This window comes from Kushneria sp. AK178 (assembly GCF_053903105.1).
In genome coordinates this window covers 634787-658741 of record NZ_CP096381.1, presented here as the reverse complement: position 1 = coordinate 658741, position 23955 = coordinate 634787, and the positions used below count along the sequence as shown (strand labels likewise).

Below are 23955 nucleotides of genomic sequence, written 5' to 3'. Positions count from 1 at the left end.
CCGGGGCCGGCGCCTAGAGGTCGAAGAGATTTTCGAGCTGCCGCCGCAGCGCCGCGCCCCAGCCATCTTCCTGCGGCTCGTGACCGGGGGCATCGACGTAGATGGTGGCGGTCTGACCGGCAGAAAGCACCAGATCCTCGGGTACGTGGTCCAGCCGGATGCGCACCGGAATGCGCTGGGACAGGCGCACCCAGTCAAAGGACGGATTGACTGCCGCCAGTCCGTCGGACTCGCCGGTCAGGCTGTTGTCGACGATGCCGCGGGCGATCGAGTCCACGTGGCCGTGAAGCTCGCGGTCGCGGCCCAGCAGGCGCACGCGGGCCGGGTCGCCGGGATGAATGCCGCCGAGCTTGGTCTCCTCGAAATAGCCCAGCGCGTAGAAGCTGTGCTCATCCACCAGCGTCATCGCCCGGGATCCGGCGCTGACGTACTGGCCCGGGCGCAGCTGCTGATTGGTCACATAGCCATCCACCGGCGCGCGCACCGTCGAGCGCGCCAGGTCAAGCTGCGCGGCGCGCACGGCCACCTCGGCGTTGCGGACCGCCGCCTCGGCCGAGCGGTACTCGAAGCGGGCGTTGTCGCGCGCCTCCTGCGAGACGTAGTTGTTGAGCCGATCGCGCCGGCTGCTGGTCGCCTTCGCCTCGTCGCGCTGCTCCTTGAAACGCGCCAGATCCGCCTTCGCCTGATCCAGCGCCAGCTGATAGCGCGCCTGATCGATGGTAAAGAGCACCTCGCCCTTTTCAACCAGGTCGTTGTCGTGCACCTCGAGGGTATCGACCAGCCCCGAGACATCCACCCCGACCTGGACGATATCGGCGCGAATGCGGCCATCGCGCGTCCAGGGATCATGCATGTAGTGATGCCAGATCCACCAGGCGGCCAGCAGCGCCGCGACCACCAGCACAAGCGTCAGTACAATGCGCAGGATGCGCCCCGCCACGGCCGACACACCCGTCATACCCGATTTTTTGTCCGTCATGTTCTCCCTCCGGCCGGCAGGGCGCCGCTGAGCATCAGCACCGCCCACAACAGCAGCGTAAAAATGGCGATGTCGGCCAGCACCGGCTGCCACAAAAAGCGATAGAGCCCGAAACGCGACATCACACGGCGCACGCCCCAGTACAGCAGCAGGGCCAGAAATACCGGCAAAAACAGGGGCGGCGTCAGAAACCCCAGAAACGACCACTCATCGAGCATCCATGGCTCCTTGTTCATCGTCGCCGTGCGACAGCGCCTCACGCGCCCGCGCCTCGGCGCCGGGCAAATCCCGCAGCAGATGCGAGAGCATCTCGAACTCGCCGATCAGCGCCGTGGGCAGCGGCTCGATGTCATAAAGCGCCGCCGCCCGGGCGTCACATTCCGCGGCCAGACGCTGCCAGGCCTGCGCATCACGACCGGCCCGGGGCAGCTGTCGGCCCAGCTCAAATACCCAGCGCTCGATATCGCGCTGCCGGGTGCCGCTGTCGCGGGCCAGTTGCCGCAGACGCCACAGGCACATGGCCAGCGCGTGCAGATCCACCGCCTCGCGCAGCATCGGCTCACCGCTGCCCAGCGCCAGCAAACGGCCCAGACGGTCATACAGCCGGCTTTCGATCCAGCGCCGCGTGGGCAGCCGGCGCGCCCGGGTCACCCGCTCGAGGCCGCGCCAGTAGGCCGCCACCAGTGTCTCCAGACGCTCCCCGGGCGTGCGCTGGCGAAAGAGGGAATAGGTCACCATGGTCACGATGGTGCCCAGAATCGAGGCCAGCCCGCCGTTGATGAACTGGGTGGGGTGAAACTCGTAGGTCCGGTGCAGGTTCAAAAGCGTCATCAGTGTCACCGCCCCGGCCAGGCCGATCGCCGAGTAGCGCATGTGCGGCGTCATCAGCGTGCCGATGACCACCGGCACCGCGATGCTCAATGCCAGCAGCGGAAAGCCGCTGATGGCGGGAAAGACCACATAGGAGAACACACAGCCGATGATGACCGCCCAGATCGTGCCGGTCAGGAACTGGCGCACCACGGCGGCCGGGTCGGGCGCCTTGGCAAACAGCACGATAAAGACCCCCAGCAGCATCATGGCGAGATAGCCCGAGGGCCAGCCGCTGTGAATCCAGAAAAGCCCCAGCAGTTCGAAGGCGATGAACACGCGAAAGGCGTTGTAGCGCGCCACGCCGTACTCCGGATGCCAGGTGCGCCGCGGCCGCCGTCCGGTCAGGCGCACCAGCCGGGCATGCTGGTGGTGCTGCATGGCAAGGCTCAGCGCCCGGCCGTGATGCAACAGCGCAAGCACCTCCTGCAGGCGCTCGCGCACCAGCGCGGCGCGGACCTGCGTCACCCGTGCCTCAGCGGGCACCAGCGCGGCGATGTCGGGCAGTGCGGGCAGCGTCGGCAGCTCGCCGCCCTCCTCCAGCGCCGCCAGAAAGGGCAGCGCCGGGTCGCGCAGGGCGGTCATGATCGCCTCCGCCCCCTCACAGTACGACAGCCGGTCGATCGCCTCCTCGAGCTCGCGCAGCCCGGTCATCAGCGCCAGGCTATCACCGGCAAAGCGATCCAGCGCCGGCAGCAGCCGACGAAAGCGGCGAAACTCGAAGCGTGCCAGAGCGTGCTGGCCCTCGAACTGCTGATGCTTGCCCATCAGCGTGCGCAGTCGCGCGTTGAGCTCGGCCCGCGAGCGCGTCTGCATCAGGGCGATACGCACCTCGCCGGCCGCGCCGCCGGTCAGCGCGTCCAGCGTGGTCGGCAGGGCGTGACTGCCAAAGCGCGGCTTGATCAGCACATGCATCAAAAAACCGGCGCCGATGCCCAGCGCTGTCTCCGTGGTGCGGGCCAGCGCCAGACCGAAGATGTTGTCCACGCCGGTGCCGATCGCGGTGAGTGACACCAGCGTGGCGGTATAGCCGCTGAGCATCATGATGTAGCTGGCCGGCTCATCGTTTAACAGCATCACACAGAAGGTGCAAAAGGCCAGCCAGCCGCCGGCGGCCAGCAGATAGAGCATCGGCTGCTGGGCAAAGAGCGCGATCAGCACCACCCCCATCAGCGCGCCCAGAAAGGTGCCGATCAACCGGCCGATACAGCGATGAATGATGATGCCCAGCGGCGGCGTACCGCCCGAGAACATGACCGGCTGCAGCGTCACGATCATGACGGCCAGAATCGCCCAGGCCGGCTGGTCCAGATCCAGACGCAGCGCCACAAAAAGCGCCAGCCAGACGGCCAGCACGGTGCGCAGCGCCAGCACCCAGTGGTCACCGGTAATACTCGAGACAATTCTCATCGGAAATGATCGGCATCATGAACGACGCACGCCGCCGGTGGGCGGTAGCGCCCACGGGCGGACAGTGACGTGCGTCAGAAAAAGAGTGAGGCGGCGAATTATTCCATCAACCCCGAGCTGACGTCTACCTTAACCCGTCCCCGACAGGGCCGTGACACTACGGTGCCAGGCCGGCGCATTCTGCACCAGCGTCACCCCCAGATGGGCATGGACGGCGCGGATCAGCCCCGCCACCGGCAGGGCCGCGGGCGCGTCCAGCAGCACGGTGGGCGGCATGCCGGCGCCGTGGCACCGGCGCAGCGCGCCGGCCAGTCGTGGCGCCCTGTCGGCCTGAAGATGGGCCAGGTGAAGCACCCACCAGGGCGTATCCGGCAACGCCTCGGGCAGCGACGCGGAGAGTACCAGCGGCCGGGGCCGCCAGTGCGACACGCCCTCGGGCAGGGCGAGGCGCTGCGACAGAGGCTCGACGCCGGCGCCCTCATCGCCCCAGACCATCACCACCAGCCCGGCCGGGGCCGCATGGGTCGCCCTGCCCGGAGCGTGCGCCTGCGACCACTGGCGCAGGCCGCTGGCCTGATCACTGGACATGGCGGGCACCGCTGTCGTCACGTGCCATCACGCGCGCGCTCCCCGGGCATCCCTCAGCGCGTCGCGAGCGGTGAAGGCCTGCAGCAGCGCCTCCAGCAGCACCGTGCCGGTCCGGCGCCGCGCGCCGCCGGAGAGATTGAAGAGCTGGGCGCGCACATCCATGGCCCAGTCCTCGCCGGCCAGTTCCAGCCGGGTCGCCAGCGCCGCCAGCCCCGAGGCCAGCTGCAGCCGGGTCTCGCGGTCGCTGCGCGCCACGCCGCTTTCGTCCAGCCGGCGCATTGCCTGGCGGGTCAGTCCCTCCAGGCCTTCCAGCGCCACCGCCCGGGCCAGGCGCGAGGCGACATCACGACCGGTCACGGCGTTGGAGAGCCAGTAGCGCCGCGCCAGCACGCGGTTGTCATCGACATCGTGGAGCCGGGCAAACCACACCAGTACCTCCGCCGGGGCGCCGCTGCCGCGCGTGTCGTACAGCGCCGGCAGGCAGGAGAGCACCATGGTGACCGTACGGCCGCGCCAGCGGCACTGGCGCTGGTCGATCTCCTCGGCGAGATCTGCCAGATCGACCAGCCGCTGACGCTCGCCCTGATGGCGTACCCGGCGCGATGCCGTGGCGGTGGCCATCCAGAGCTGTCGATCGGCGGCGAAGCGGTGCATCTCGTCGATTGCCGGCAGTGTCGCCATCAGATGCCAGGCGCTTTGATGGGTCTCGCGTGCCCAGCGCAGGCGTTCGGCCGCCGATGTCGGCAGGCGATGGCGCAGCCAGGTCTGCGGCAGCGGCAGGCCGTGGTCATCCAGCGACACCAGCGGCATGAGCCAGTCCTGCTTACGCGAGCCGTTCTCCTTCGACCACCACAGGGCGTGCTCTTCATCGGAGGCCGCCGTGATCGGCACCCGCGCCGCCATGTGGGCGGCAAAGCTCTCGTTGGCCGCGTTGCTCACACCGTGGGCCCAGAGCTGTTCCAGCAGCGGGGTGCCCGGCGCCCGGCGGGCCAGAGTGTCGAACATGGCGTGCAGGGAGCGGCCATGACTGACGACATCCCGCGACAGGGCGTGCGCCTTCGACTGGCGCGTCTGCCCCGCCATTTCGGCCAGCGTGGCCGCGTCATAGCCAAACGGCGAGGCGCTATCGACCGACAGTGCCTCGCTGACCAGCGCGGCGACATCCACCGCGGCCAGATCCTCCGGCACCCGCTGGCCGTTGGCGATAAAGAGCACCTGCAGTCGGTGGCGGGCCAGAATGTCCAGCACGGTGGCCGGGCGGGCGGATTCATCCAGCTTGGTAATGATGCAGCCGCGAATGGGCGTGCCGGCCTGGGCCGCGGCCTGCTGATAGGCCGCCACCACCTGCTCGAGGGTATCGCCGTGGCTGGCGGCGTCCAGCACCAGCAGGGCCTGAATGGGCACGCCCGCCTCGCCCAGACGGGCCACCTCGGTGGCCAGTCGCGGGTCGCGCTGGCTCATGCCCAGGGTGTCGATCAGGATGGTGCGCTTCGGCGTGGCCTTTTGCATCTGCAGCAGCGCCCGGCGCGGCGTCATCAGCCGCGACAGCAGCGCGCCCAGATCGCCGTCGCCTTCCAGCGCGTGGACTTCCACGCCCAGCAGGCGTGCGTAGATGCGCAGCTGCTCCTGGGCGCCGATACGGTAGCTGTCGGTGGTGATCAGCGCCGCGTCACGGTTGCCGTGGGCCATCACGTAGCGCGAGGCGAGCTTGGCGGTGGTGGTGGTCTTGCCCACCCCGGTCGGGCCGATCAGCGCCATCACGCCGCCGTCGGCGAGCAGGTCACTGTCGACGTCCAGCGTCTCCAGCCGGGCGGCGAGCTGACGGCTGATCCAGCCGTTGAGCGCCTCGTCGATCTCGGCCTCCGGCGTGTCGGCAAATTCGGCCGGCAGCAGCGCAATCAGCTCGCGCACCAGCGTCTGACTGAACCCCACGCCGATCATGCGCTGACGCAAACGACTCGCCGGGGTGGTCGCCCCGTCCTCGGCGGGCGGTGCCGCCGTCAGCCGGGCGTTGAGCAGATCGCGCATGGCGGAGAGCTCGCTCATCATCTGCGCACTGAAGGCCTGCATCTCCTCCGGGGCGCCCCCGCTCGGGCGCGGCGGCGCGGCCGGTTCGGGGGCGGCGTCGGCGGGCGACGGGGCGACGGGTTCCGGCTCTGACACGCTGTGGCTGTCGGTCAGGCTCTGCTGGTCGGCATCGAGCATGGCGACGATCTCGACGCCGCCCTCGACCTGACGATTGGAAAGGATGAGCGCCTCATCGCCCAGCGACTCGCGCACCTGACGCATGGCGTCGCGCGCGTTGATGCCGATAAACCGGTGTACCCCCATGCCCTGGCTCTCCTGATGGACGGCAATGGTGCAGGCGCAGGTGAGTCTCCAACTGCCGCCTTCAAGTCATGGCGCCAAGGGTGCCACGCCCGCGAGCGGATCGATCAATCGGAATACGCACGAATTCATGCCTTATTCACTCGCCACCCTCAAGTTTTCCGCCGCGCTGCCGAGGGTGTGGCGGTTCAGGCGGGCGTGACCGGCAACATTCATCTGACCCTGCCGGGGGAATCGCCTACACTGGCGCCCCTTCAATTGCCGTTATCCACCCAGGTGTCGCCTCTCATGTCCCGTGATGTCACGGCCTCAAACGGCTGCCGCCCGCGCCAGCTGGTGTTTTATACCCTGGTGCTGATGGCGTTTCTGGCCGCCTCCGGTGTGCCCACACCGCTGTATCCGCTCTATCAGGAGAGCTGGCACTTTTCGCCGTTCATGCTCACCCTGGTGTTTGCAAGCTATCTGTTTGCGCTATTGGTGACGCTGTTGTTCACCGGCGCGCTGTCGGATTATCTCGGCCGTCGCCCGGTCATCCTCGCCGGCCTGCTGGTCGAGCTGGCCTCGATGGTCTGCTTTCTCGTGGCCACCGACCTGAGCTGGCTGTTTGCCGCCCGTGTGCTGCAGGGCGTGGCCACCGGTATCGTGACCAGTGCGCTGAGCGCCGCGCTGCTGGACAGCGACCACCAGCGCGGCCCGGTCATGGCCAGCGTCGCCCCCATGATCGGCATGGGGCTGGGCGCGCTGGGCGCCAGTGTGCTGGTCGCCGGCGCCCCCTGGCCGCTGCGGCTGGTGTATGTGGTGATGATCGTGCTGTTCGCCTGGCAGGTCGCGGGGCTCGGGCGCATGACGGAGAGCGTGACGCGCCGCCCCGGCGCGCTGGCCTCGATGACCCCACGCGCCCGCGTGCCGGCCGTGGTCCTGCCCACCTTTGTGCGCACCATGCCGGCCAACGTGGCCGCCTGGGCGCTGGGCGGCTTCAGCCTGTCGCTGGGCCCGGCGCTGGCCGAACAGGTCGCCGGGTTCCACAGCGCCGTGATGGGCGGGCTTCTGGCCTGCATCCTGTCGGTCATGGGCGGCATCAGCGTCTGGCGCTTTCGCCGCTACACGACCCGCACCATCCTGCTGCTCTCCAGCACCCTGCTGCCCGCCGGACTGGTCGTGGTGCTGATCAGCGTCTACCAGCACAGCCTGGTGCTGTTGATTGCCGGCTACGGTGTGGCGGGACTGGGGTTCGGCTCGGGCTTCATGGGCGCGCTGCGTGCCATCATGCCGCTGGCGCCGGCCGGCGAGCGCTCCTCATTGATGGCGGTGTTTTACGTGGTGAGCTATCTCTCCGCCAGCCTGCCGGCACTGGCCGCCGGCATTGCCACTCAGCAATTCGGCCTGGAAGCCACGATTTATGTTTACGGTGTCTTCGTGATGCTGCTTTCGCTGAGTGTGCTGGTCAGCGTGCTGCGCCGCCCGGTGGCGGCGGACCCGGCGTCGTAACCGGGCCGCCCCCTTGATTTTCAGCGCTCGCTGTCGCCGAACATCGCGGGCCACTGCGCCACCTCTTCCTCAAAGGCCACCAGATCCTGCTCGAGCTGCCACTGCAGCCGGGCACGATCACTGCCCTCGATCAGGCGGGCACACGCATCCCCGGGCGGGCTGTCCAGCGCGGCACCCTGACAGGCGTCCACGCGCGTCTCGCCCACCCCGCCTTCGGCCCACAGGCTCTCGCTGTCCAGAAAGCTGTACTCGAGGCTGTTGCGCGCCATCCGCTTGAGCGCCGGATAGTCCAGGCCGTGCTCGGTGACCGCGCGCTCGTACTCATGGGTCAGATCGATACGCGACACGCCCTGATCGTCGGTGGCCAGCACCAGCGGCACGCCCGCGTCGCGATAGAGATTGAGCGGATGCTCCGCCCCGCGCACGCCCAGAATCACGTCGTTGCTGGTCAGATTGATCTCCACCGCCACGTTCTCCTCCGCCATCGCTTGCAAAAGCTGCGGCGCGCCCTGCTCGTGGGCGATCGACACGCCGTGACCGATGCGCCGGGCGCCGCCGACCTCGACGGCCTTGCGGATGTGATCGCGCAGCTCGAACGGCGGCACCAGCCCGAGGGTCAGCTCGCCGGCATGCAGCGCCAGCGGCACGTCGGGGTAATGGTTTGAGAGAAAGGCCAGCATCTGCATGTGGCGGTCGTAATCGGCCAGCGCCACCGGGTGATCCTCCGGCGCCACGAGGTTGACGCCCACGTAGCGCGGGTCGGCATCGGCCAGCGCAAAGGCCATCATCAGCTCGCCAAAGACCGCCATCGGCGCCTGGGTGCGCACGGCAAAGCCCTGCAGACGCACCGTGACGTCACAGCCCGGTGCGGCCTCGTCGCTGTCACAGCCAAGGCGCGAGGCGGCCGTGGCAAACATGTCATCGACTTCCTGCCGCGCTTCCGCCAGAGATGACTCGAGCTCGGGCGACAGCGCCTGCCAGGCCGCGTCGAGATCGTCACTATCAAGATCGCGCGACTGCGCCATGGCGCCGAAGCCGTGCAGCGCCACCGGGTTGGACATGGTCTCCAGATAGCGCTGATGATCCAGCGCCGCCAGCTTTTGGGAGGCGCTCAACAGCGCCCCGGGCGAGCCGGCCGCCACCGGGGCGAAACGGTCAAAGGTGGCAAAGAACTGGTCATGGCCCTCGATGGGCGGCGTGCCGGGGCCGGTGGGCGTGTTGCGCATCGACAGCGCGTTCAGGAGATCAGCGTAGAGCGCGCTGTCGCGCTGGGCCAGCCCCTCGGCGGGCACCAGGTCGTCGCCGTCGCAGGGCGCCGGCGCGATGGCCGAGCCATCGGCGCGCACGCACAGTCCCGTCTCGCCGGCCTCGGCCAGCAGGGTTTCCGGCCAGGGCGTGCCCCACAGATGGTGATGGATGTCGCCGCCCTTGGGCATGCGCTGCAGGAACATGCGCAGTTTCGGTGGCTGGTCGCGAATCTCCGCCATGACGTCGGCGGTATGCTCGGTACGGTCACTGTCGGCCTCGGCGGGGGCGGCCAGCAGTACGGCAGCGCCCAGCGTCACGACCGTGGCCAGCCGCTGCCGGCAGGAGAGAAGATGGGTCAACATGAAACGTCCTTTTTTTGATTGTGATACGGATAGTGCTGCGACCGTCGCACCGGCCGGCGCCCCTGCTCATGGTAGCGAGACCGCCGGGCACTGTCCTGCCGGTCAGCCCCGGGCCCCCTGTCGCGGGCATTAAAAAAGAGGGCCCGAAGGCCCCCTTGTTATCAGTAATGCATGGACCGGTAACGCATGCCCCTTCAGCGCTGCGCCAGATCCTCGACCATGGCCCGCAGCACGCCGTAGAAGTTTTCCACCGCGCTCAGTTCCACCCGCTCATCCGGGGTATGGGCCCCGCGGATGGTGGGGCCAAACGAGATCATCTGCATGCCCGGATTCTTCGAGCCGATCAGTCCGCACTCGAGCCCGGCGTGAATGACCCGGACCTCGGGCGCTTCCCCGGTGACGGTTTCATGGACGCGTTCAAAGCGCGCCAGCAGCTCGGACTCCGGCTCGGGCGTCCAGCCCGGATAGCCCTCGTTGATCTTCGGTTCAAAGCCGGTCAGGCGCATCAGGGAGGCGATGCGCGCCACCAGCTCATCGCGGGTCGAGTCGCGCAGCGAGCGCACCATCAGCTGGATCGAGAACTGCTGATCCCTGAGCCGCACGACGCCCTGGTTGTTGGAGGTCTCGACCACCCCCGGCGCCGAGCGGCTCATGCCGGCCACGCCGTAGGGCAGGCCGTGCATCAGGCCCATCAGGCGGTAGCTGTCCTCGCCGGAGAGCGCGCGTTCGGCGTGGGCCGACTCGACGCTGATGGTGACGCCGTCATCGATACCGGCCAGCTCCTCGCGATAGATCGACTGATAGCGCTCGATCGCCGCCATCGCGGCCTCATGGTGCTGCTTCGGGAACACCACCGTGGCCCGCGCTTCCCGCGTGATGGCGTTGCCCATGGTGCCGCCGTCGTAATCGACCAGCCGCAGCCCCTGGTCGCAGAGACGGTGCAACAGGCGCGACAGCAACCGGTTGGCGTTGCCCAGCCCCTGGTGGATGTCGAGCCCGGAGTGACCGCCCTTGAGACCGTGAACGCTGATGCTCAGGGTCTCCATCGAGTCATCAAGCGGGGCCTCCGGCAGGGTGGCGGTAGTGCGCACCGAGGCGCCGCCGGCGCAGCCGATGTAGACCTGGCCCTCGTCCTCGGAGTCCAGGTTCAGCAGATACTTCCCCTTGAGCCAGCCCGGCTTCAGGTTGATGGCGCCCACCAGCGAGGCCTCCTCCTCGACGGTCATCAACGCCTCGAGCGGGCCGTGGGTGAGTCCCTCCTCTTCCAGGATCGCCAGCGCCGCGCAGGCGCCCACGCCGTTGTCGGCGCCCAGCGTGGTGCCGCGGGCGTAGAGCCAGCCGTCGCGGATTTCGGTGTCGATCGAATCGCGCTCGAAATCATGAGTCACGCCGGGGGCGGCCTGGGAGACCATGTCCAGATGACCCTGCAGCACCACGCCGGGGCGGTCCTCATGGCCGGGGGTGGCGGCCTTGCGGATCAGCAGGTTGCCGGCCTCGTCGCGCTCGTATTCAAACCCCTTGTCGGTGGCCCAGGCTTCGAGGCGTTTGGCCAGCGCCTCTTCCCTGCCGGACGGGCGCGGCACCTCGCAGAAGGTGCGGAAATGGCGCCACAGGTTTGTGGGTTCCAGTGTGTCCAGATGTTCGTTCACGCAGACTCTCCCGATGGGGTATGACTCGATGGCTGCCCTCAAGAATACGCCATTCACCGCGCCCCTTCAGCCCTGCCGGCGGGGCGCCGTCATGAGAACGGCATCGCATCAATCAGCTCGCGCGTCCGGTGACGCACCCAGTCCATCGCCTGCGTACTGCCGGCAAGCCCTTCACGTCGGGCCAGCCAGGTCAGTGACCGCCCCTGCCACAGCACGCCACACAGGGTAATCAGTTCGGGCGGAACGGCTTTGTCCTCCAGGTCCAGAAGCGCCTGATGCACGCACCACGTCAGCGCCTGCCGGCTCGGCACCAGCGGCGCCTGCCCGAAGGCCAGCCGTTCGAGCGGCACCCGGGCGGTCGCCGGTGCCTCAGGGGGCGTCACGGTCCGGTCGCGCAGCGTTTGCGCCACCACCGCCGGCGCGAGGCTTGACAGCTCGAACGCCAAAAGCCCCGGCAGCTGCGCCGCCATGCGCGCGTCCAGAAGACGCTGCAGCGCACGCCCCGGCTCATTCAACGCCCGGCTCATCATGATCGGGTGTTCCCCGGTGGAAGTCTCGGGATGCAGCCCGAGGCGCACACAGGCCAGCCCGCAGCGCTGCCAGAAGGCCATCAGCCCGGGCTCGGCGCCGAAACTGGCGCCCAGCAGCGCCATATCGTCACGGCGCGCGCCTTCAACCACCGTCTCGATCAGCCGTCGCCCCAGTCCCTGACGCTGACGCCCGGGCAGCACCGCCAGCCGCATGATCCGGCGCAGCCGGTGGGTGGCCGCCTCGACCACGCCGCCGTGCAGGGCCAGCGACTGCGCCATCAGATGGCCCCGCGGGCGGCGCTCGCCGCGGGCCACCTGCTCGGCCAGCCCCTCGTCAAAGCCGCCCTCGTCCACCGTTACCGCCACCGCCAGCAGCTGCCCCTCGCCCGCCACCGGAGCACTCTCCAGCGTCTCGATGGCGATGTTCGGCCCGTCCAGCAGGGTGCGCAGATCCGCCGGCGACGTGCGGTAGTGGGCCTGCACCAGCAGCGCGAACAGCGCCTCGAGCCGTGGCTCATCCAGGGCCAGCGCGTCCCGGTCGAGGCGATGGTGATACACCGCCTCAAAGGTGTCTCGGTCAACGGGCGGCTCGGCGGCCAGCGCCAATAGCCGGGTCACGCTACGCTCCAGCGGGTCTCCCGCATTCCAGCGCACGGGCGTATCGAGCCTCAAGGCCTTCCACTGCGGCGTATGTTGATCCAGCCGGTCGCGAAAGCGCAGGGCAAAACCGCGGCCACTGCCCTCGTAGCCATGCACGGTGGTGGCGAACACTACCCGCGGGAAGTACCGCAGCGCCTCGTGCAGCAGCGCTGCCGGCAGCGCCGCCGCCTCATCGATCAGCAGCACGCTGCCATCGCCGCCCCAGGGCTCAAGATTCTCCACCAGCCGATCGGGCGCCACGAAACAGACCTCGCGCCCCTGCCAGACAAAGCGCTGATCCTGCAGCACGCCCTCCGGCAGCAGGGCGGCGAGGCGCTCGAATACCGGCGCAACACTGGCCGCGCGCGGGGCGGTGATCAGGATGCGCGTATCGCCCTGCATCAGCCGCCGCGCCGCGCCAATCCCGAGTGCGGCACTCTTGCCGCGGCCGCGATCGGCCGTGAGCACCAGTGGCCGCCGCCGGCGCAGCCGCGTCATGGCCGTCACCGCGCGGGCCTGATCCGGGCTCAGACAGTCGTCGTCCTCGACCGGCGCCGGTTCGACCGGCGCATCGATGACAGTTTCCGGCAGACGCAACCGCTCCCCGTCGACCCAGCGCGCCACGGCCCTGTCCGCGACAAGCAGCCGCGACAGGCGCGCCAGATAGCGCGAGGTGAGCGCCGGCCATTCAAGCGGGTGATCGGCCAGGCGCGCGTAGTCGGGATCCGGCGTTTCTCCCCAGTGATCGGGCGTGAGCAGAATCAGCAGCCCCCCGGCGCGCACGGTACCGGCCAGCGCGCCGACAGCATCCGGGTCGAAGCCGTTGAAGGCGTCCAGCACCACCGCGCCCTGCTCGGTGCCCAGCCGGGTGCGCGCCTTGTTCATCGCCAGAGACTCGACGGCCGACCCGACCTCCTCACGAGACGGCGCGCCGACCCACAAAAGATCCGTCAGTGCCAGCGCCTCGAGCACGGCAGCGGCGCGCGCGCGCACTCTCTCCGCCGGACCGGCAAGCCACAGGAGTCCGCGGTGTCGGGTAGCTTCAAGCGTCTGACGCCACCGGCGCAGCGTCTCGATATCGTCGTCGGACAAGACAACCTCCAGCAGGGGCAACATGGCGCCAGAGCATGCCGGATATGGCCCACGGGCGCGACCCGGACGCGCTATATTCTCCGCAGGGGCTTTAGAACGCGCGCCACGCGCCGATAATGCCCTTCAGGCCCGCATCGATTGCGGCTCAGGCACAGGGAGAGACGCCATGCAGCGCCGATCATTCAGACTCACCGGACCGGGTCATTTTCTGGCATGTCTTGTCACCGCCGTGACGCTTGCCGGCCCGCCCCAGGCGGCCATGGCCGGCGAGTCGGCGATTTTCGACCATCGCCGCCCCAGCCTGGACCATCACCGTCTGCCGCACCGCCACACACCCATTGGCATTCGCAACCCGCAGCGCTTTGACCCCACCCGCGACGTGGATGTCGGCGTGATTCTGCCGCCCGAGCAGCTGGAGCACTGGCGCAGCAACTACGTGCCCGACAACTACCGGCTCAACGGCTACGACGGCGTGCGCGACGGCGACGCCAACGTCTGCCGCCACAGTGACGGCTCGCGCAGCTACTCAAGCGCCGGCATGGCCTGCGAGAACGGCAACGCCAACCCGCCGGGCGGGCGCACCTGGTCGACGGACTAGGGCGGCCTGTTCGACCGCGAATCATGGCATCACAGGGCGCCAGTCCCCTGATGGCCTTGTGACCGCACCGAGCATTTGATGGCCACACCGTTTGAACGGCCCACACAAGCGATGGCGTATGGCCGGCGTGGCGGTGCTAGAATGCGCCGTTTCGCGCCTATTCCTCGAGATTTCCCCGGCGCCTGCGCATCACACCTCCCGGTCTACAAGAGTGCTCCATGTCCGCCAGCTCCGATCATCGCTCCTCCCGAGCTTCACTGCCCCGTCCGGGGCTGATTACGCAGATTCTTGTCGGCATCGTCGCCGGTACCCTGCTGGCCCTCTGGGCGCCGGGCATCGCACAGTCGGTGGCCATCCTCGGTGACCTTTTCATCAACGCCCTGAAGGCGATCGCGCCGGTTCTGGTATTCGTGCTGGTGATGGCGGCAATCGCCGCGCATCAGCGCGGCCGGCCGACGCAGGTCCACGGCGTTCTCGGGCTCTATCTGGTCGGCACCCTGGTGGCCGCGCTGGTGGCGGTCGTGGCGAGCTTCGCCTTTCCGACGACGCTGGCGATCGACGCCCCACCCGCCGACGGCACGCCGCCCTCGAACATCCTCGAGGTGCTGCGCAATCTTGCGCTGAGCGCCGTCGACAACCCGGTCAATGCGCTGGTGGAGGCCAACTTTATCGGCATTCTCGCCTGGGCGGTGGGTCTGGGGCTGCTGCTGCGCCAGGCGGGCGACACCACCCGCAACGCGCTGGGGGATCTGTCCGATGCGGTATCGGGGCTGGTGCGCTTTATCATCCGTTTCGCCCCGCTGGGCATCTTCGGACTGGTCGCCAACACGCTCGCCGATACCGGCCTCGGAGAACTTGCCAACTACGCCCATCTGCTCGGCGTGCTGCTGGGCTGCATGGCGTTCGTGGCGCTGGTCACCAACCCGCTCATCGTGTTCGCCCATACGCGCCAGAACCCCTATCCGCTGGTGTTCGCCTGCCTGCGCGGCAGCGCCATCACCGCCTTTTTCACCCGCAGCAGCGCGGCCAACATCCCGGTCAACCTGGCGCTGTGCGAACGCCTTGACCTGCATCGCGACACCTACTCGGTATCGATTCCGCTGGGCGCGACGATCAACATGTCCGGCGCGGCGATCACCATCACCGTGATGACACTCGCCGCGACCAACACGCTGGGTCTGGGCGTCGACTTCCTGACGGCGTTTCTGCTCTGCGTGGTCTCGGCGCTCGCAGCCTGCGGCGTGTCCGGGGTGGCCGGCGGCTCGCTGCTGTTGATTCCGATGGCGGCGAGTCTGTTCGGCATCTCCGCCGACGTCGCGATGCAGATTGTCGCCGTCGGCTTTGTCATCAGCGTGCTGCAGGACGCCACCGAGACCGCCCTCAACTCCTCCACCGACGTGCTCTTTACCGCCGCGGCCTGTCGCTCCCCGGGCGCCCGACGACGTCTGGGCGAAGAGACATCCAACGAGACGGCCTGACACCGGCGGCCAGAACATGCGCAGCAGCAAATTTGATCGGTGCTGCGCTTTTGCAGGTGTTGAGCGTTCCTGAGCTGCCTGGGCGGCAGCTCAGAAAGGCATCGCCGTGCCGAGCCGGGATTGTTGCCGTCGGTTCGATATCGAACCAGAACGGATGAACCGGCCCTGCTGCCGGCCCTGGCGTTACATGCTCACTATCCGGCAGCGCGCCATCCCTGATCGGTGTCCAGGCGGTCCGGCAGCGCAAACGCTTGTCGCTGGTAACGTCTCGACCCCATGTGGGTCCGCTGCTACCCAAACATCTCAACTTAATTCTTTCTGCGCCGATAGTCATGACAACAGCACCCATGCCGTTTGGTCTCATGTCAGCGTAGAAGGCCTCTCCGATGCCCCATTTCGAACCTGAAACGTCGCCACGGGTTGAAATACACGATGCCGAGCATATCGCTGGTGTCCTTGATGCCATGAGCTATCGCACCCATGCCCTGTCGATCAGCATCGACGGGGCGGATAGCGCCTACCCGGTGACATTGCACCACATCGATCATCAGAACCGGACGATCTCCCTGTCGCTGCTGGATGCTCAGGGCATGATGCCGTCCGAGGTGCTCGAGCGCCCCCTGTCGATACGAGCCGAGTGTGATACCGAAGCACTGTTTCTCGAAGGCCTGATCGCCCGTCAGACGGTGCGCGATGGCGATATGCTCAACATCGAGGGCTCTTTTCCCGAGCTGCTGCACACCACCTCAAAACGCGACAGCGCCCGTATCTCCCTGCTCAAGGGCATGCAGGTCAGGGTCGAAATTATCCTGTACAGGGATCAGCCCCCCATCTCGGGCAGCCTGCGCAACATTTCACTCGGTGGGGCGCTGCTGGAAGTACCGCTGACCGTGAGCGCCCCCCTGAAGGTCAATGAGCTCATTCCCACCCTGGTGCTTGTCTTTCCCAATGGAGAGCGCTTCGAGGCCATGGGGCACATCAGACACGTCAACCCTGCCGGGCGCTCCCATGATGCGGCTATCGGTGTGGCGTTCATCAGCCTGGACCATGCCCAGGGCCAGCGCCTTATTCGTATCGTTCACGAAACCGAACGGGAGATGGCCTACCGCACCGGCCAGAACAGCCGAATGAGTCTCGCGTCACCGCTCTATATCTCCCATCCGTCCGACAACAGGCGTTGCCACGCCCAGCGCCAGCACGCTGCCGACAAGGCGCCCATGGTGGCCGCCATCCGCGAAATCGCGCGTCAGATGCATATCATGGTGCTGGCGCTTCAGAACCAGCGACCGCTGCCTGCCAGAAGCATTCTCACCGGTGCTGATATCCTGTTGTCCCTGCTGAAAAAGAATCGTCAGCACTTTTTCTACGCCATCCAGTGCCTGGCGCAGGAACCGGTCTGGATACAGCACTCCATTGCGGTCGCGGCCAGGCTGGGCGATATGATGCTGTCCGAACCCGAACATGCCCCACGCGCCCGTCAGGCCGTCATCGCTGCCCTGCTCCATGACATGGGCAAGATCATGCTGCTGGGAGAGCCGCTGACCTCCCTTGAAGGCAGGCTCAACGATGAGCAGCGCGATCGTCTACGCCACCATGTCACGGCGCTGCTGCAAGGGCTTGACGGCATCGACTGGCTTGATGCCACGATCCGCCATGAGGTCATTGGCTGCATCAACGAGAAACTCGATGGCAGCGGCTATCCCGAAGCGCGTACGGGGGAGCGCCTGTCTCCGGTGGCACGCATGGCCAGCGTGATTGATACCATCGATGCCATGACCCGCTCCCGCGGGGATCGTCCGGCCATGACGGCCATCGAGGCCTATCGCTATCTGTATCATCACCCTGAATGCTTCGATAAATACTGGGTGACGCGCTATATCCAGCGCCATGGATTTTATCCGGTGGGCAGCCTGGTCAGGTTTTCACGGGGGTATCTGGCCTGGGTGATGGCGCTCGACGACAGCGGTCAGCCCCGGCAGGTCCGGGTGGTCCGCCACCAGAGGGGCAACCACAGTCGTTCCATGAATGACATCATGAGTCGTGCCGACTTCCATCAGCTGGGTCAACTGGAAACCTCGCTGCATCCTGAAAACTTTCAGCTTTCGCCCTTCTAGCGCCGGGCAGGGACGGCGCGCGATTATCGCGCGCCGACAGTCTTCGAGATGATGCCCCCCGATCCATACGAATCACATCGAACGCCAGCGCGCCGTGCGGTTTGTTGTCTCCCGCCAATGAATGCCCCTGAAAGCCTCGCCCTTTTACGTTGAGCGACCCATGGTGACGTCTCCTTCGGAAAAATATCCTGATCTGAATTAATTCTTCCGCCTGCCGATATCACCCATGACTGCGCTATTAAATCGTGCGATACCTATATCGAGCAGGCCTTTCGATGACAACTTTCGAGACCGAGACGCGCCCCCGTATTGAAATTCGCGATGCCGAGCATATCGCGGGTGTCATGGAGGCGCTGAGCTATCATACCCATGCGCTATCCATCAGTCCGGGCGAGTCTTCGGTTGTGTATCCGGTGACACTGCATCGCCTCGACCACGAGGATCGGACCCTGTCGCTGTCCCTGCTGGATGCGCAGAGCCTCGAGGCCGCCGAGCTGGTCGATCAGTCGCTGACGCTCAGGGCCGAGGAAAATGTCGAAGCGCTGCACTTCGAGCAGCTTGTCGCGCTTGAGGTGCTGCGCCAGGACGATCTGCTGCACATCCGGTGTTCACTGCCGCAGGTGCTTTACACCACATCCAAGCGCAATGACAAACGCGTGACGCTGCTGGAGGCCATGCAGGTCAGAGCCAGTATCAGCCTGTATGAAAACCAGCCATTCATTATCGGGCAGCTGCGTGACCTTTCCATCGGTGGCGCGCTGCTGGAAGTGCCCCTGGCCGACAGCGTACCGCTGAAAATCGATGAGTTCATTGCCCGACTCGAGCTGTCCTTCCCCGACGGTGAACACTTCTCCTCGATGGCGCAGGTCCGCCACGTCAACCCGGCCGGGCGGTCGCGCTTTGCCGCCATCGGCGTGCGCTTTATCAATACCGATCGCGCGCAAGAACAGCGTTTGATGCAACTGGTCAACGAGACCGAGCGTGAGGCGGCCTATCGCACCGGTGCCGGCGGGCGCATGAGCTTTCCGTCGCCGCTCTACTCTTCCAGTGAGCCGGGCTACAAGCGCAATGCCAGGCGCCAGCGCAACAAACCCGAAGAAACGCCCATGGTCGGGGCGCTGCTTGAAGTGGGCCGTCAGCTGCATATCTTTTTGCTGGCCCTGCAGAACCAGCGCCCGCTGCCGTCAAGGTGCGTGCTCCACAGCGCTGATATTCTGCTGCGACTGCTGGACCAACATCGCCAGAACCTCTTTTACGCCCTGCACTGCCTGCACCGGGAACCCACCTGGTTGCAGCACTCGCTGAACGTCGCGGTACGGCTGGGGGACCTGGTGTTGAGCGAGCCAGAGTACGCCTGCCACGCCCGTGAAGTGGTGATCGCTGCGCTGGTGCATGACATGGGCAAGCCGATGCTGGTCGACGATTCGCTGCCCTCGATCGAGGGCCTGCTCGACCCCCGTCAGCGTGATCATCTGCGCACCCATGTCGCCGTGCTGCTGGCCTCTCTTGACGGTGCCGACTGGCTGACGCCGATGATGCGCCATGACGTGATCGAATGCATCAACGAGCGTCTGGACGGCAGCGGCTACCCGCAGGGCCTCAAGGCAGACGCGCTCTCACCGATCGCTCGCATGGCGGCCGTGGTCGATACCATGGATGGCATGACACGCCCCCGTGGCGCTCGACGCGGCAAAACGGCCATCGAAGCCTATCGCTATCTCTACCATCGCCCCGACTGCTTCGACAAGCGCTGGGTGACGCGCTACATCCAGCGTCATGGCTTCTACCCGATCGGCAGTCTGGTGAAGTTTTCCAGCGGCTTTCTGGCCTGGGTGATGGAGCTGGATGGCAGCGGCCAGCCACAGCGCGTGCGCGTGGTGCGCCATCTGGGACGTGAAAGACGCACCATGAACGACATTCTGAGCCGGGTCGATTTTATCCAGCTCGGCACGCTGGAGGGGCTGATGCGCCCCGAAGGCTTTGGCCTGACGCCCTTCTGACGCCGTCAGTCGCGCTCGAGCGGCACCGGCGGCGTCAGGGGCTGGTCGAGAAAGCGATCGCGCAGCCAGCTGCCCGCCACACCCAGCCCGCGGCTGGCGTGCCAGCCCAGCTCCAGCGCGATCCAGCGTTCGAGCGCCGGGGCGGCCAGTGTCACCAGTGACAGCCGCGCCGGCGAGGCCGCAATCACGTGATCGGACATCAGCGTCCAGCCCACCCCGTGCTTGACCAGCTCCAGCATTACGAAATGGCTCTCGACCCACCACACATCCGCCCCCACGCGCTCGGCCAGCCGCGAGCCGGGCTGGCCGCGGGTGGCGACGATCAGCTGGCGGTGCTGTCGCAGATCCTCGGGCGTGACGCTGGCCGCCCCGGCCAGCGGGTGCGTCTGCCCGCAGACCAGCCGCAGCGGCACGCGCCCCAGCGCGCGGGTCTCGAGCGTGGGAAACAGGGACTGCGGGCGGCAGATCACGCCCAGATCGGCCTGCCCGGATGCCAGCATATGGCCGACGTCTTCCAGCAGCGGAAAGTGCATCTCGAGCTCCACGCTCGGGAACTGCCGGGCGAAGTCCTGCATCAGGCCGCCGATCAGGCGCTCGGGATAGAACTCGTCGATGGCCAGGCTCAGCCGCGGCTCGATGTGCGCTTCGAGATGGCGCGCCACGCCCAGAAAGCGCTCGCGTCGGGTCAGTACGCCTCTCGCCTCTTCCACCATGCGCACGCCGCTGGCGGTCAGCACCGGCAGCCGGGCACTGCGGTCAAAGAGCGTCAGCCCCAGATCCAGCTCCAGGTTGGCCACATGGGTGCTGACCAGCGACTGCGCCTTGCCGAGACGCCGCGCGGCGGCCGAAAACGACCCGGTCTCGGCGGTGGCGACCAGCGCATTGAGCTGTTCAAGGGTCGGGGTCATGACACACTCCGAAGAAGATCAATCAATGATCCATCGACAAAACAGATGGATTCCAACTTGGGTTGGGCACTTTCATGAATGATAGTGCGCCACCACATTGACCGGAAGATGGACACCATGCGTACCGTACCCGACCGTATTCGCCACACCCTGATGTTTGAAATCATCGGCCTTTTGATCGTCATGCCGCTGGGGCATCTGCTCTTCTCCCTGAGCATGGGCCACATGGGCATGGTCGGCGTGATCAGCGCCGTGGTCGCCACGATCTGGAACTATGTCTATAACCTGGGGGTGGATCACGCCCTGCTGCGCCTGCGCGGCCATGTCCACAAGACCGTCATCATGCGCGTGGTTCACGCCATCTGCTTCGAGCTGGGACTGATCTGCGTGCTGCTGCCGCTGATCGCGCTCTATCTGGGCATCACGCTTGCTCAGGCCGCGCCGCTGGTGACCTCGCTGGCGCTCTTTTATGTGGTCTATGCCTTTGTCTTCAACTGGGTCTACGACATCGTCTTTCCCGTGCCGGCCTCACGCGGGGCCGAGGCCTCGGCGAATGCCTGAGTGACGCGGACAGGGCGTGGTGCCATCGCCGAATTGACCAACTTGTTATAAAGTAACATTATTGATCAATGGCACGCGCCGCTCACCGCTTTTTCAGGCCACGACATGTCCTATTTCGATACCTCTTCACCGGACGCAAAACGCATCCCGGTCACCCTGCTGACCGGGTTTCTGGGCAGCGGCAAGACCACCCTGCTCAACCATCTCGTACAGCAGCCGAGCATGTCGCGGGCGCTGGTGATCATCAACGAGTTCGGCGAGATCGGGCTGGATCACGAGCTCTTTGCCGCCAGCACCGATGGCGAGCAGATCGAGCTCAGCAACGGCTGTATCTGCTGCTCGATTCGCACCGACCTGGCACAGACGCTCCGCGATGCGGTGTGGCGCTTTGCCCGCGAGGGCAAGCGTCATTTCGACCGGCTGATCATCGAAACCACCGGCCTGGCCGACCCGGCGCCCATCGTCCACACCCTGATGAGCGAAGCAAAAGTCGCGCGTCACTACGCCCTCGATGGCATCGTCACCGTCATGGACGCCGCCAGCGGCAGCACGACGCTGGATCGTCACGAGGAGGCGCTGCGCCAGGCGGCGATGGCGGATCTGCTGCTGATCACCAAACGGGATGTCGCCTCGCAAGCGCAGCTCGACGCCCTGCGCCAGCGGCTCGCTGCGATCAATCCGGGGGCACCACAGCAACTGCTCGATCACGGCCATATCGAGGCCGATGATCTTCTGGGCCTGGGACCGGAGGACATGGACGCGCGCAGCGCCGATATCAAGCGCTGGCTGGGCGAGGCTGACGCAAGGGCCTCGACGCCGCACTCGCCCACACTCTCTCCGGGGGCGCTGTTTGCAAGCGTTGACCGGGCCGAGGTTCAGGCCGGCATGATGCCGGCGGCGCCCGTAGGCGACCCCAACCGCCATGACGATCACATCCGCGCCCACTGTTTCGTGTTCGAACGTCCCATCAAGGCCTCGCGGCTGGAGGCGTGGCTGTCGATGGTCACCAGCCTCATGGGCCACGACATGCTGCGCATCAAGGGCATGCTGGATATCGAGGGCCGCGACCGGCCGCTGGTGATTCACGGCGTGCAGCACCTTTTCCACCCGCCGGTCGAGCTCGAGGCGTGGCCGGGCGGCGCGCGCTTCTCGCGGCTGGTGTTCATCACCCGCGACATCCCCAGAGAGACGCTGGAAATGACGCTGGGCGACTTTCTCGACGGCTGAGACTTGATGGCTGAGGCGCTTTTGAACACGGCCCGAACAGGCCATGGCGATCAGTCGTGACCGGGCGCAGCGTGTCGAGCGCGCCGGCCTCATGGGAGCGTCACGACCGTCAGATGCCCGCCGGGCGGCCCCGGGAAGTCATTGTCGCCGCGATGGGAAGGCTGAAAAGACAGCGCGGCCGAACGTCTCAGCGGCCGGCATTTTAATAATAGTCATCCAGCGAGGCGTTGACGTTAAGCTCGGCAAGGCTTGCGGTGTTGGGCATGTCGAGTGCCATCAACACCAGCCGGGCCAGATCCTCGGGCTGGGTCATCTGCTCGGGCGGCATATTGCCGACCGACTCGCCCATGTCGGTGGCGACCAGCCCCGGGCACAGCGCCGTGGCGCGCACGCCGTCATCCCAGCCCTCCTTTCTGAGCGCGTGCGACAGCGAAAGCGCGGCAAACTTGCTCATCGAATAGAGCCCCGAACGCGCGCTCTTGACCCGGTGGCCGGACAGCGACACCACCGACACCACGCGCCCGGCACCGGTGGCCTTGAGATGCGGCCAGGCGGCGCGGGCCAGCCGCAGCGGCGCCTTGACGTTGATGTCGAAAATCGCGTCGATGTCAGCGTCTTCGGCCTCGATCACCGTTTTGGGGATCATGATGCCGGCATTGTTAATCAGCGCATCGAGTCGCCCGAAGCGCTCGATCGTGGCTTCGACCCAGGCCTGATCCAGCCCGGCATCGGCGGCGTCATAGTGGTGCACCAGCACGTTGTCGCCGGTCAGCGTCGGATCGATCTCCTCGGGGCGGCGTACGCCCAGGCTCAACTGCCAGCCCTCCTGCGCCAGGCGCCGGGCAATCGCCGCGCCGATGCCGCGATTGGCGCCGGAAATCATCGCCACGCGCGGCGATGCGGTCTCGTTGCTCATCGATAGACTCCCAAGTGTCATATGTTCTGTTTGGCCACGTGGCGGGCGATCGCCCCGGGTGTGGTCCACCACACGCCCTCGGCCTCGCGGTGTTCGGCCAGGTCAGCGAGCACCCTGCGCAGCAGCCGCAGCCGAAAGGGCTGGCCGGTCAGCCAGGGGTGCAGGGCGATGCCCATGACCAGCGGTTGATGGCGGGACTGCTCGAGCAGCTCAAAGAACTGATCGCGCATCATGGTGGCGAACTCGTTCATGCTGACCCGGTGGGTCGAGATGGTCGGGATGTCGTTCAACTCCTGCGGATAGGGAATCGACAGCAGCCGGCCGTGACGCGTGCGCATGGCTGTAGGGCGGTCGTCGTGCGACCAGTTGAGCGTGTAGGCAAAGCCGGCCTCCTGCAAAAGATCCGGCGTGCGATCGCTTTCCGAAATCCAGGGCGACAGCCAGCCCTCGGGCGCCGTGCCGAAGTGGCCCGACAGGCGCTCGCGACAGCGCGCAATCAGTGCGGCTTCATCGCTGAGCGAGAGCTGTCCCTGACGCTCGGCGTTGGTGTGGCCGTGGCCGATCAACTCGTCGCCGCGGGCCATGAAGGCCTCCAGCAGCTCGGGGCAGTGATCGAGAATCGAGGTGTTGGCGATCACGCCGGCCGGCAATGAGAGCCCCTCGAGCATCTCCAGAAAGCGCCAGGCGCCCACGCGGTTGCCGTATTCACGCCAGGCATAGTTGAGCACGTCCGGCTCACCGTCCGGTGCCGGCGGCGCAATGCCGGGACCGCGCCCTTCGCCGAAGGCAAAGTGCTCCAGATTGATGCCGACATAGACGGCCAGGCGCGTGTCGCCGGGCCAGCGAAAATCGTCGCGGTCGGTGATCGGGCGATAGGCAAAGCGCTCGTGGTGGCGCAGGTGATTGAGTGTCATGCGGTTCTCCTGTCGATGAAAATGGCCACACGTCACAACGGCCCGCCCCCGGCTCG

The 23955-nt window shown here is 66.7% G+C and carries 18 protein-coding genes; 7 read left to right on the top strand and 11 right to left on the bottom strand.

The window, feature by feature from the left end; all coding sequences use genetic code 11:
• Positions 1-13 precede the first annotated feature (13 nt).
• The 5 genes from M1D97_RS02985 to flhF all read right to left on the bottom strand — a co-directional run bounded on the left by M1D97_RS02985 (position 14) and on the right by flhF (position 6178).
• Positions 14-979, bottom strand: coding sequence for an efflux RND transporter periplasmic adaptor subunit (locus tag M1D97_RS02985; protein ID WP_456269269.1), 966 nt, complete (start codon positions 977-979; stop codon positions 14-16).
• Positions 976-1197, bottom strand: coding sequence for a DUF1656 domain-containing protein (locus M1D97_RS02980; protein ID WP_456269268.1), 222 nt, complete (start codon positions 1195-1197; stop codon positions 976-978). The genes M1D97_RS02985 and M1D97_RS02980 overlap by 4 nt, the downstream gene beginning before the upstream one ends.
• Positions 1187-3259, bottom strand: a complete 2073-nt coding sequence (locus M1D97_RS02975) for an FUSC family protein (RefSeq protein ID WP_456269267.1) — start codon at positions 3257-3259, stop codon at positions 1187-1189. Before M1D97_RS02975 ends, M1D97_RS02980 begins: the two co-directional genes overlap by 11 nt.
• A gap of 129 nt (positions 3260-3388) precedes the next feature.
• Positions 3389-3847, bottom strand: a complete 459-nt coding sequence (locus M1D97_RS02970) for a hypothetical protein (protein ID WP_456269266.1) — start codon at positions 3845-3847, stop codon at positions 3389-3391.
• A gap of 27 nt (positions 3848-3874) precedes the next feature.
• Positions 3875-6178 carry a flagellar biosynthesis protein FlhF gene (gene flhF / locus M1D97_RS02965; protein WP_456269265.1) on the bottom strand — a complete coding sequence of 768 codons (2304 nt, stop codon included), beginning with the start codon at positions 6176-6178 and terminating at the stop codon, positions 3875-3877.
• A gap of 285 nt (positions 6179-6463) precedes the next feature.
• Here flhF and M1D97_RS02960 point away from each other — a divergent pair, with 285 nt between their 5' ends.
• Positions 6464-7663, top strand: coding sequence for an MFS transporter (locus tag M1D97_RS02960; RefSeq protein WP_456269264.1), 1200 nt, complete (start codon positions 6464-6466; stop codon positions 7661-7663).
• 20 nt (positions 7664-7683) lie between these two features.
• Here the strand turns inward: M1D97_RS02960 and M1D97_RS02955 are convergent, their stop codons facing one another.
• From M1D97_RS02955 to M1D97_RS02945, 3 genes are all read right to left on the bottom strand, one after another.
• Positions 7684-9273, bottom strand: coding sequence for an adenosine deaminase family protein (locus tag M1D97_RS02955; protein WP_456269263.1), 1590 nt, complete (start codon positions 9271-9273; stop codon positions 7684-7686).
• 194 nt (positions 9274-9467) lie between these two features.
• Positions 9468-10922 carry an aminoacyl-histidine dipeptidase gene (locus M1D97_RS02950; protein ID WP_456269262.1) on the bottom strand — a complete coding sequence of 485 codons (1455 nt, stop codon included), beginning with the start codon at positions 10920-10922 and terminating at the stop codon, positions 9468-9470.
• Between the two features lie 89 nt (positions 10923-11011).
• A complete protein-coding gene (locus M1D97_RS02945) occupies positions 11012-13183 on the bottom strand; it encodes a tRNA(Met) cytidine acetyltransferase TmcA (RefSeq protein ID WP_456269261.1) in 2172 nt (723 codons plus the stop codon).
• Between the two features lie 166 nt (positions 13184-13349).
• On the opposite strand from M1D97_RS02945, the gene M1D97_RS02940 reads away from it, so the two are divergent.
• The 4 genes from M1D97_RS02940 (at position 13350) to M1D97_RS02925 (ending at position 19373) form a co-directional block, all read left to right on the top strand.
• Complete coding sequence (locus M1D97_RS02940) at positions 13350-13781, top strand: hypothetical protein (protein ID WP_456269260.1); 432 nt, start codon at positions 13350-13352, stop codon at positions 13779-13781.
• A 218-nt stretch (positions 13782-13999) separates the two neighbouring features.
• Complete coding sequence (gene sstT / locus M1D97_RS02935) at positions 14000-15259, top strand: serine/threonine transporter SstT (protein WP_456269259.1); 1260 nt, start codon at positions 14000-14002, stop codon at positions 15257-15259.
• Between the two features lie 464 nt (positions 15260-15723).
• Positions 15724-17373: an HD domain-containing phosphohydrolase gene (locus tag M1D97_RS02930; protein ID WP_456269258.1), complete on the top strand. Its 1650-nt coding sequence runs from the start codon at positions 15724-15726 to the stop codon at positions 17371-17373.
• Between the two features lie 275 nt (positions 17374-17648).
• A complete protein-coding gene (locus M1D97_RS02925; protein WP_456269257.1) occupies positions 17649-19373 on the top strand; it encodes an HD domain-containing phosphohydrolase in 1725 nt (574 codons plus the stop codon).
• A gap of 5 nt (positions 19374-19378) precedes the next feature.
• Here the strand turns inward: M1D97_RS02925 and M1D97_RS02920 are convergent, their stop codons facing one another.
• Positions 19379-20281 (bottom strand): LysR family transcriptional regulator, encoded by a 903-nt coding sequence (locus M1D97_RS02920; RefSeq protein WP_456269256.1) that lies wholly within the window; start codon positions 20279-20281, stop codon positions 19379-19381.
• Between the two features lie 117 nt (positions 20282-20398).
• On the opposite strand from M1D97_RS02920, the gene M1D97_RS02915 reads away from it, so the two are divergent.
• Positions 20399-20842 carry a PACE efflux transporter gene (locus M1D97_RS02915; protein WP_456269255.1) on the top strand — a complete coding sequence of 148 codons (444 nt, stop codon included), beginning with the start codon at positions 20399-20401 and terminating at the stop codon, positions 20840-20842.
• Positions 20843-20947: 105 nt separating this feature from the next.
• Positions 20948-22069, top strand: a complete 1122-nt coding sequence (locus tag M1D97_RS02910; RefSeq protein ID WP_456269254.1) for a CobW family GTP-binding protein — start codon at positions 20948-20950, stop codon at positions 22067-22069.
• A 202-nt stretch (positions 22070-22271) separates the two neighbouring features.
• Here M1D97_RS02910 and M1D97_RS02905 read toward each other — a convergent pair whose 3' ends face one another.
• Both M1D97_RS02905 and M1D97_RS02900 read right to left on the bottom strand, forming a co-directional pair.
• Positions 22272-22985 (bottom strand): SDR family NAD(P)-dependent oxidoreductase, encoded by a 714-nt coding sequence (locus M1D97_RS02905; RefSeq protein WP_456269253.1) that lies wholly within the window; start codon positions 22983-22985, stop codon positions 22272-22274.
• Positions 22986-23002: 17 nt separating this feature from the next.
• Positions 23003-23899 (bottom strand): polysaccharide deacetylase family protein, encoded by an 897-nt coding sequence (locus M1D97_RS02900; protein WP_456269252.1) that lies wholly within the window; start codon positions 23897-23899, stop codon positions 23003-23005.
• Between the last annotated feature and the right edge of the window lie 56 nt (positions 23900-23955).

What these genes read in the sequence shown, in the direction of transcription:
- M1D97_RS02985 (WP_456269269.1), bottom strand. Translation starts at nt 979, where the DNA reads ATGACGGACAAAAAATCGGGTATGACGGGTGTGTCGGCCGTGGCGGGG.
- M1D97_RS02980 (WP_456269268.1), bottom strand. Translation starts at nt 1,197, where the DNA reads ATGCTCGATGAGTGGTCGTTTCTGGGGTTTCTGACGCCGCCCCTGTTT.
- M1D97_RS02975 (WP_456269267.1), bottom strand. Translation starts at nt 3,259, where the DNA reads ATGAGAATTGTCTCGAGTATTACCGGTGACCACTGGGTGCTGGCGCTG.
- M1D97_RS02970 (WP_456269266.1), bottom strand. Translation starts at nt 3,847, where the DNA reads ATGTCCAGTGATCAGGCCAGCGGCCTGCGCCAGTGGTCGCAGGCGCAC.
- flhF (WP_456269265.1), bottom strand. Translation starts at nt 6,178, where the DNA reads ATGGGGGTACACCGGTTTATCGGCATCAACGCGCGCGACGCCATGCGT.
- M1D97_RS02960 (WP_456269264.1), top strand. Translation starts at nt 6,464, where the DNA reads ATGTCCCGTGATGTCACGGCCTCAAACGGCTGCCGCCCGCGCCAGCTG.
- M1D97_RS02955 (WP_456269263.1), bottom strand. Translation starts at nt 9,273, where the DNA reads ATGTTGACCCATCTTCTCTCCTGCCGGCAGCGGCTGGCCACGGTCGTG.
- M1D97_RS02940 (WP_456269260.1), top strand. Translation starts at nt 13,350, where the DNA reads ATGCAGCGCCGATCATTCAGACTCACCGGACCGGGTCATTTTCTGGCA.
- sstT (WP_456269259.1), top strand. Translation starts at nt 14,000, where the DNA reads ATGTCCGCCAGCTCCGATCATCGCTCCTCCCGAGCTTCACTGCCCCGT.
- M1D97_RS02930 (WP_456269258.1), top strand. Translation starts at nt 15,724, where the DNA reads ATGAGCTATCGCACCCATGCCCTGTCGATCAGCATCGACGGGGCGGAT.
- M1D97_RS02925 (WP_456269257.1), top strand. Translation starts at nt 17,649, where the DNA reads ATGACAACTTTCGAGACCGAGACGCGCCCCCGTATTGAAATTCGCGAT.
- M1D97_RS02920 (WP_456269256.1), bottom strand. Translation starts at nt 20,281, where the DNA reads ATGACCCCGACCCTTGAACAGCTCAATGCGCTGGTCGCCACCGCCGAG.
- M1D97_RS02915 (WP_456269255.1), top strand. Translation starts at nt 20,399, where the DNA reads ATGCGTACCGTACCCGACCGTATTCGCCACACCCTGATGTTTGAAATC.
- M1D97_RS02910 (WP_456269254.1), top strand. Translation starts at nt 20,948, where the DNA reads ATGTCCTATTTCGATACCTCTTCACCGGACGCAAAACGCATCCCGGTC.
- M1D97_RS02905 (WP_456269253.1), bottom strand. Translation starts at nt 22,985, where the DNA reads ATGAGCAACGAGACCGCATCGCCGCGCGTGGCGATGATTTCCGGCGCC.
- M1D97_RS02900 (WP_456269252.1), bottom strand. Translation starts at nt 23,899, where the DNA reads ATGACACTCAATCACCTGCGCCACCACGAGCGCTTTGCCTATCGCCCG.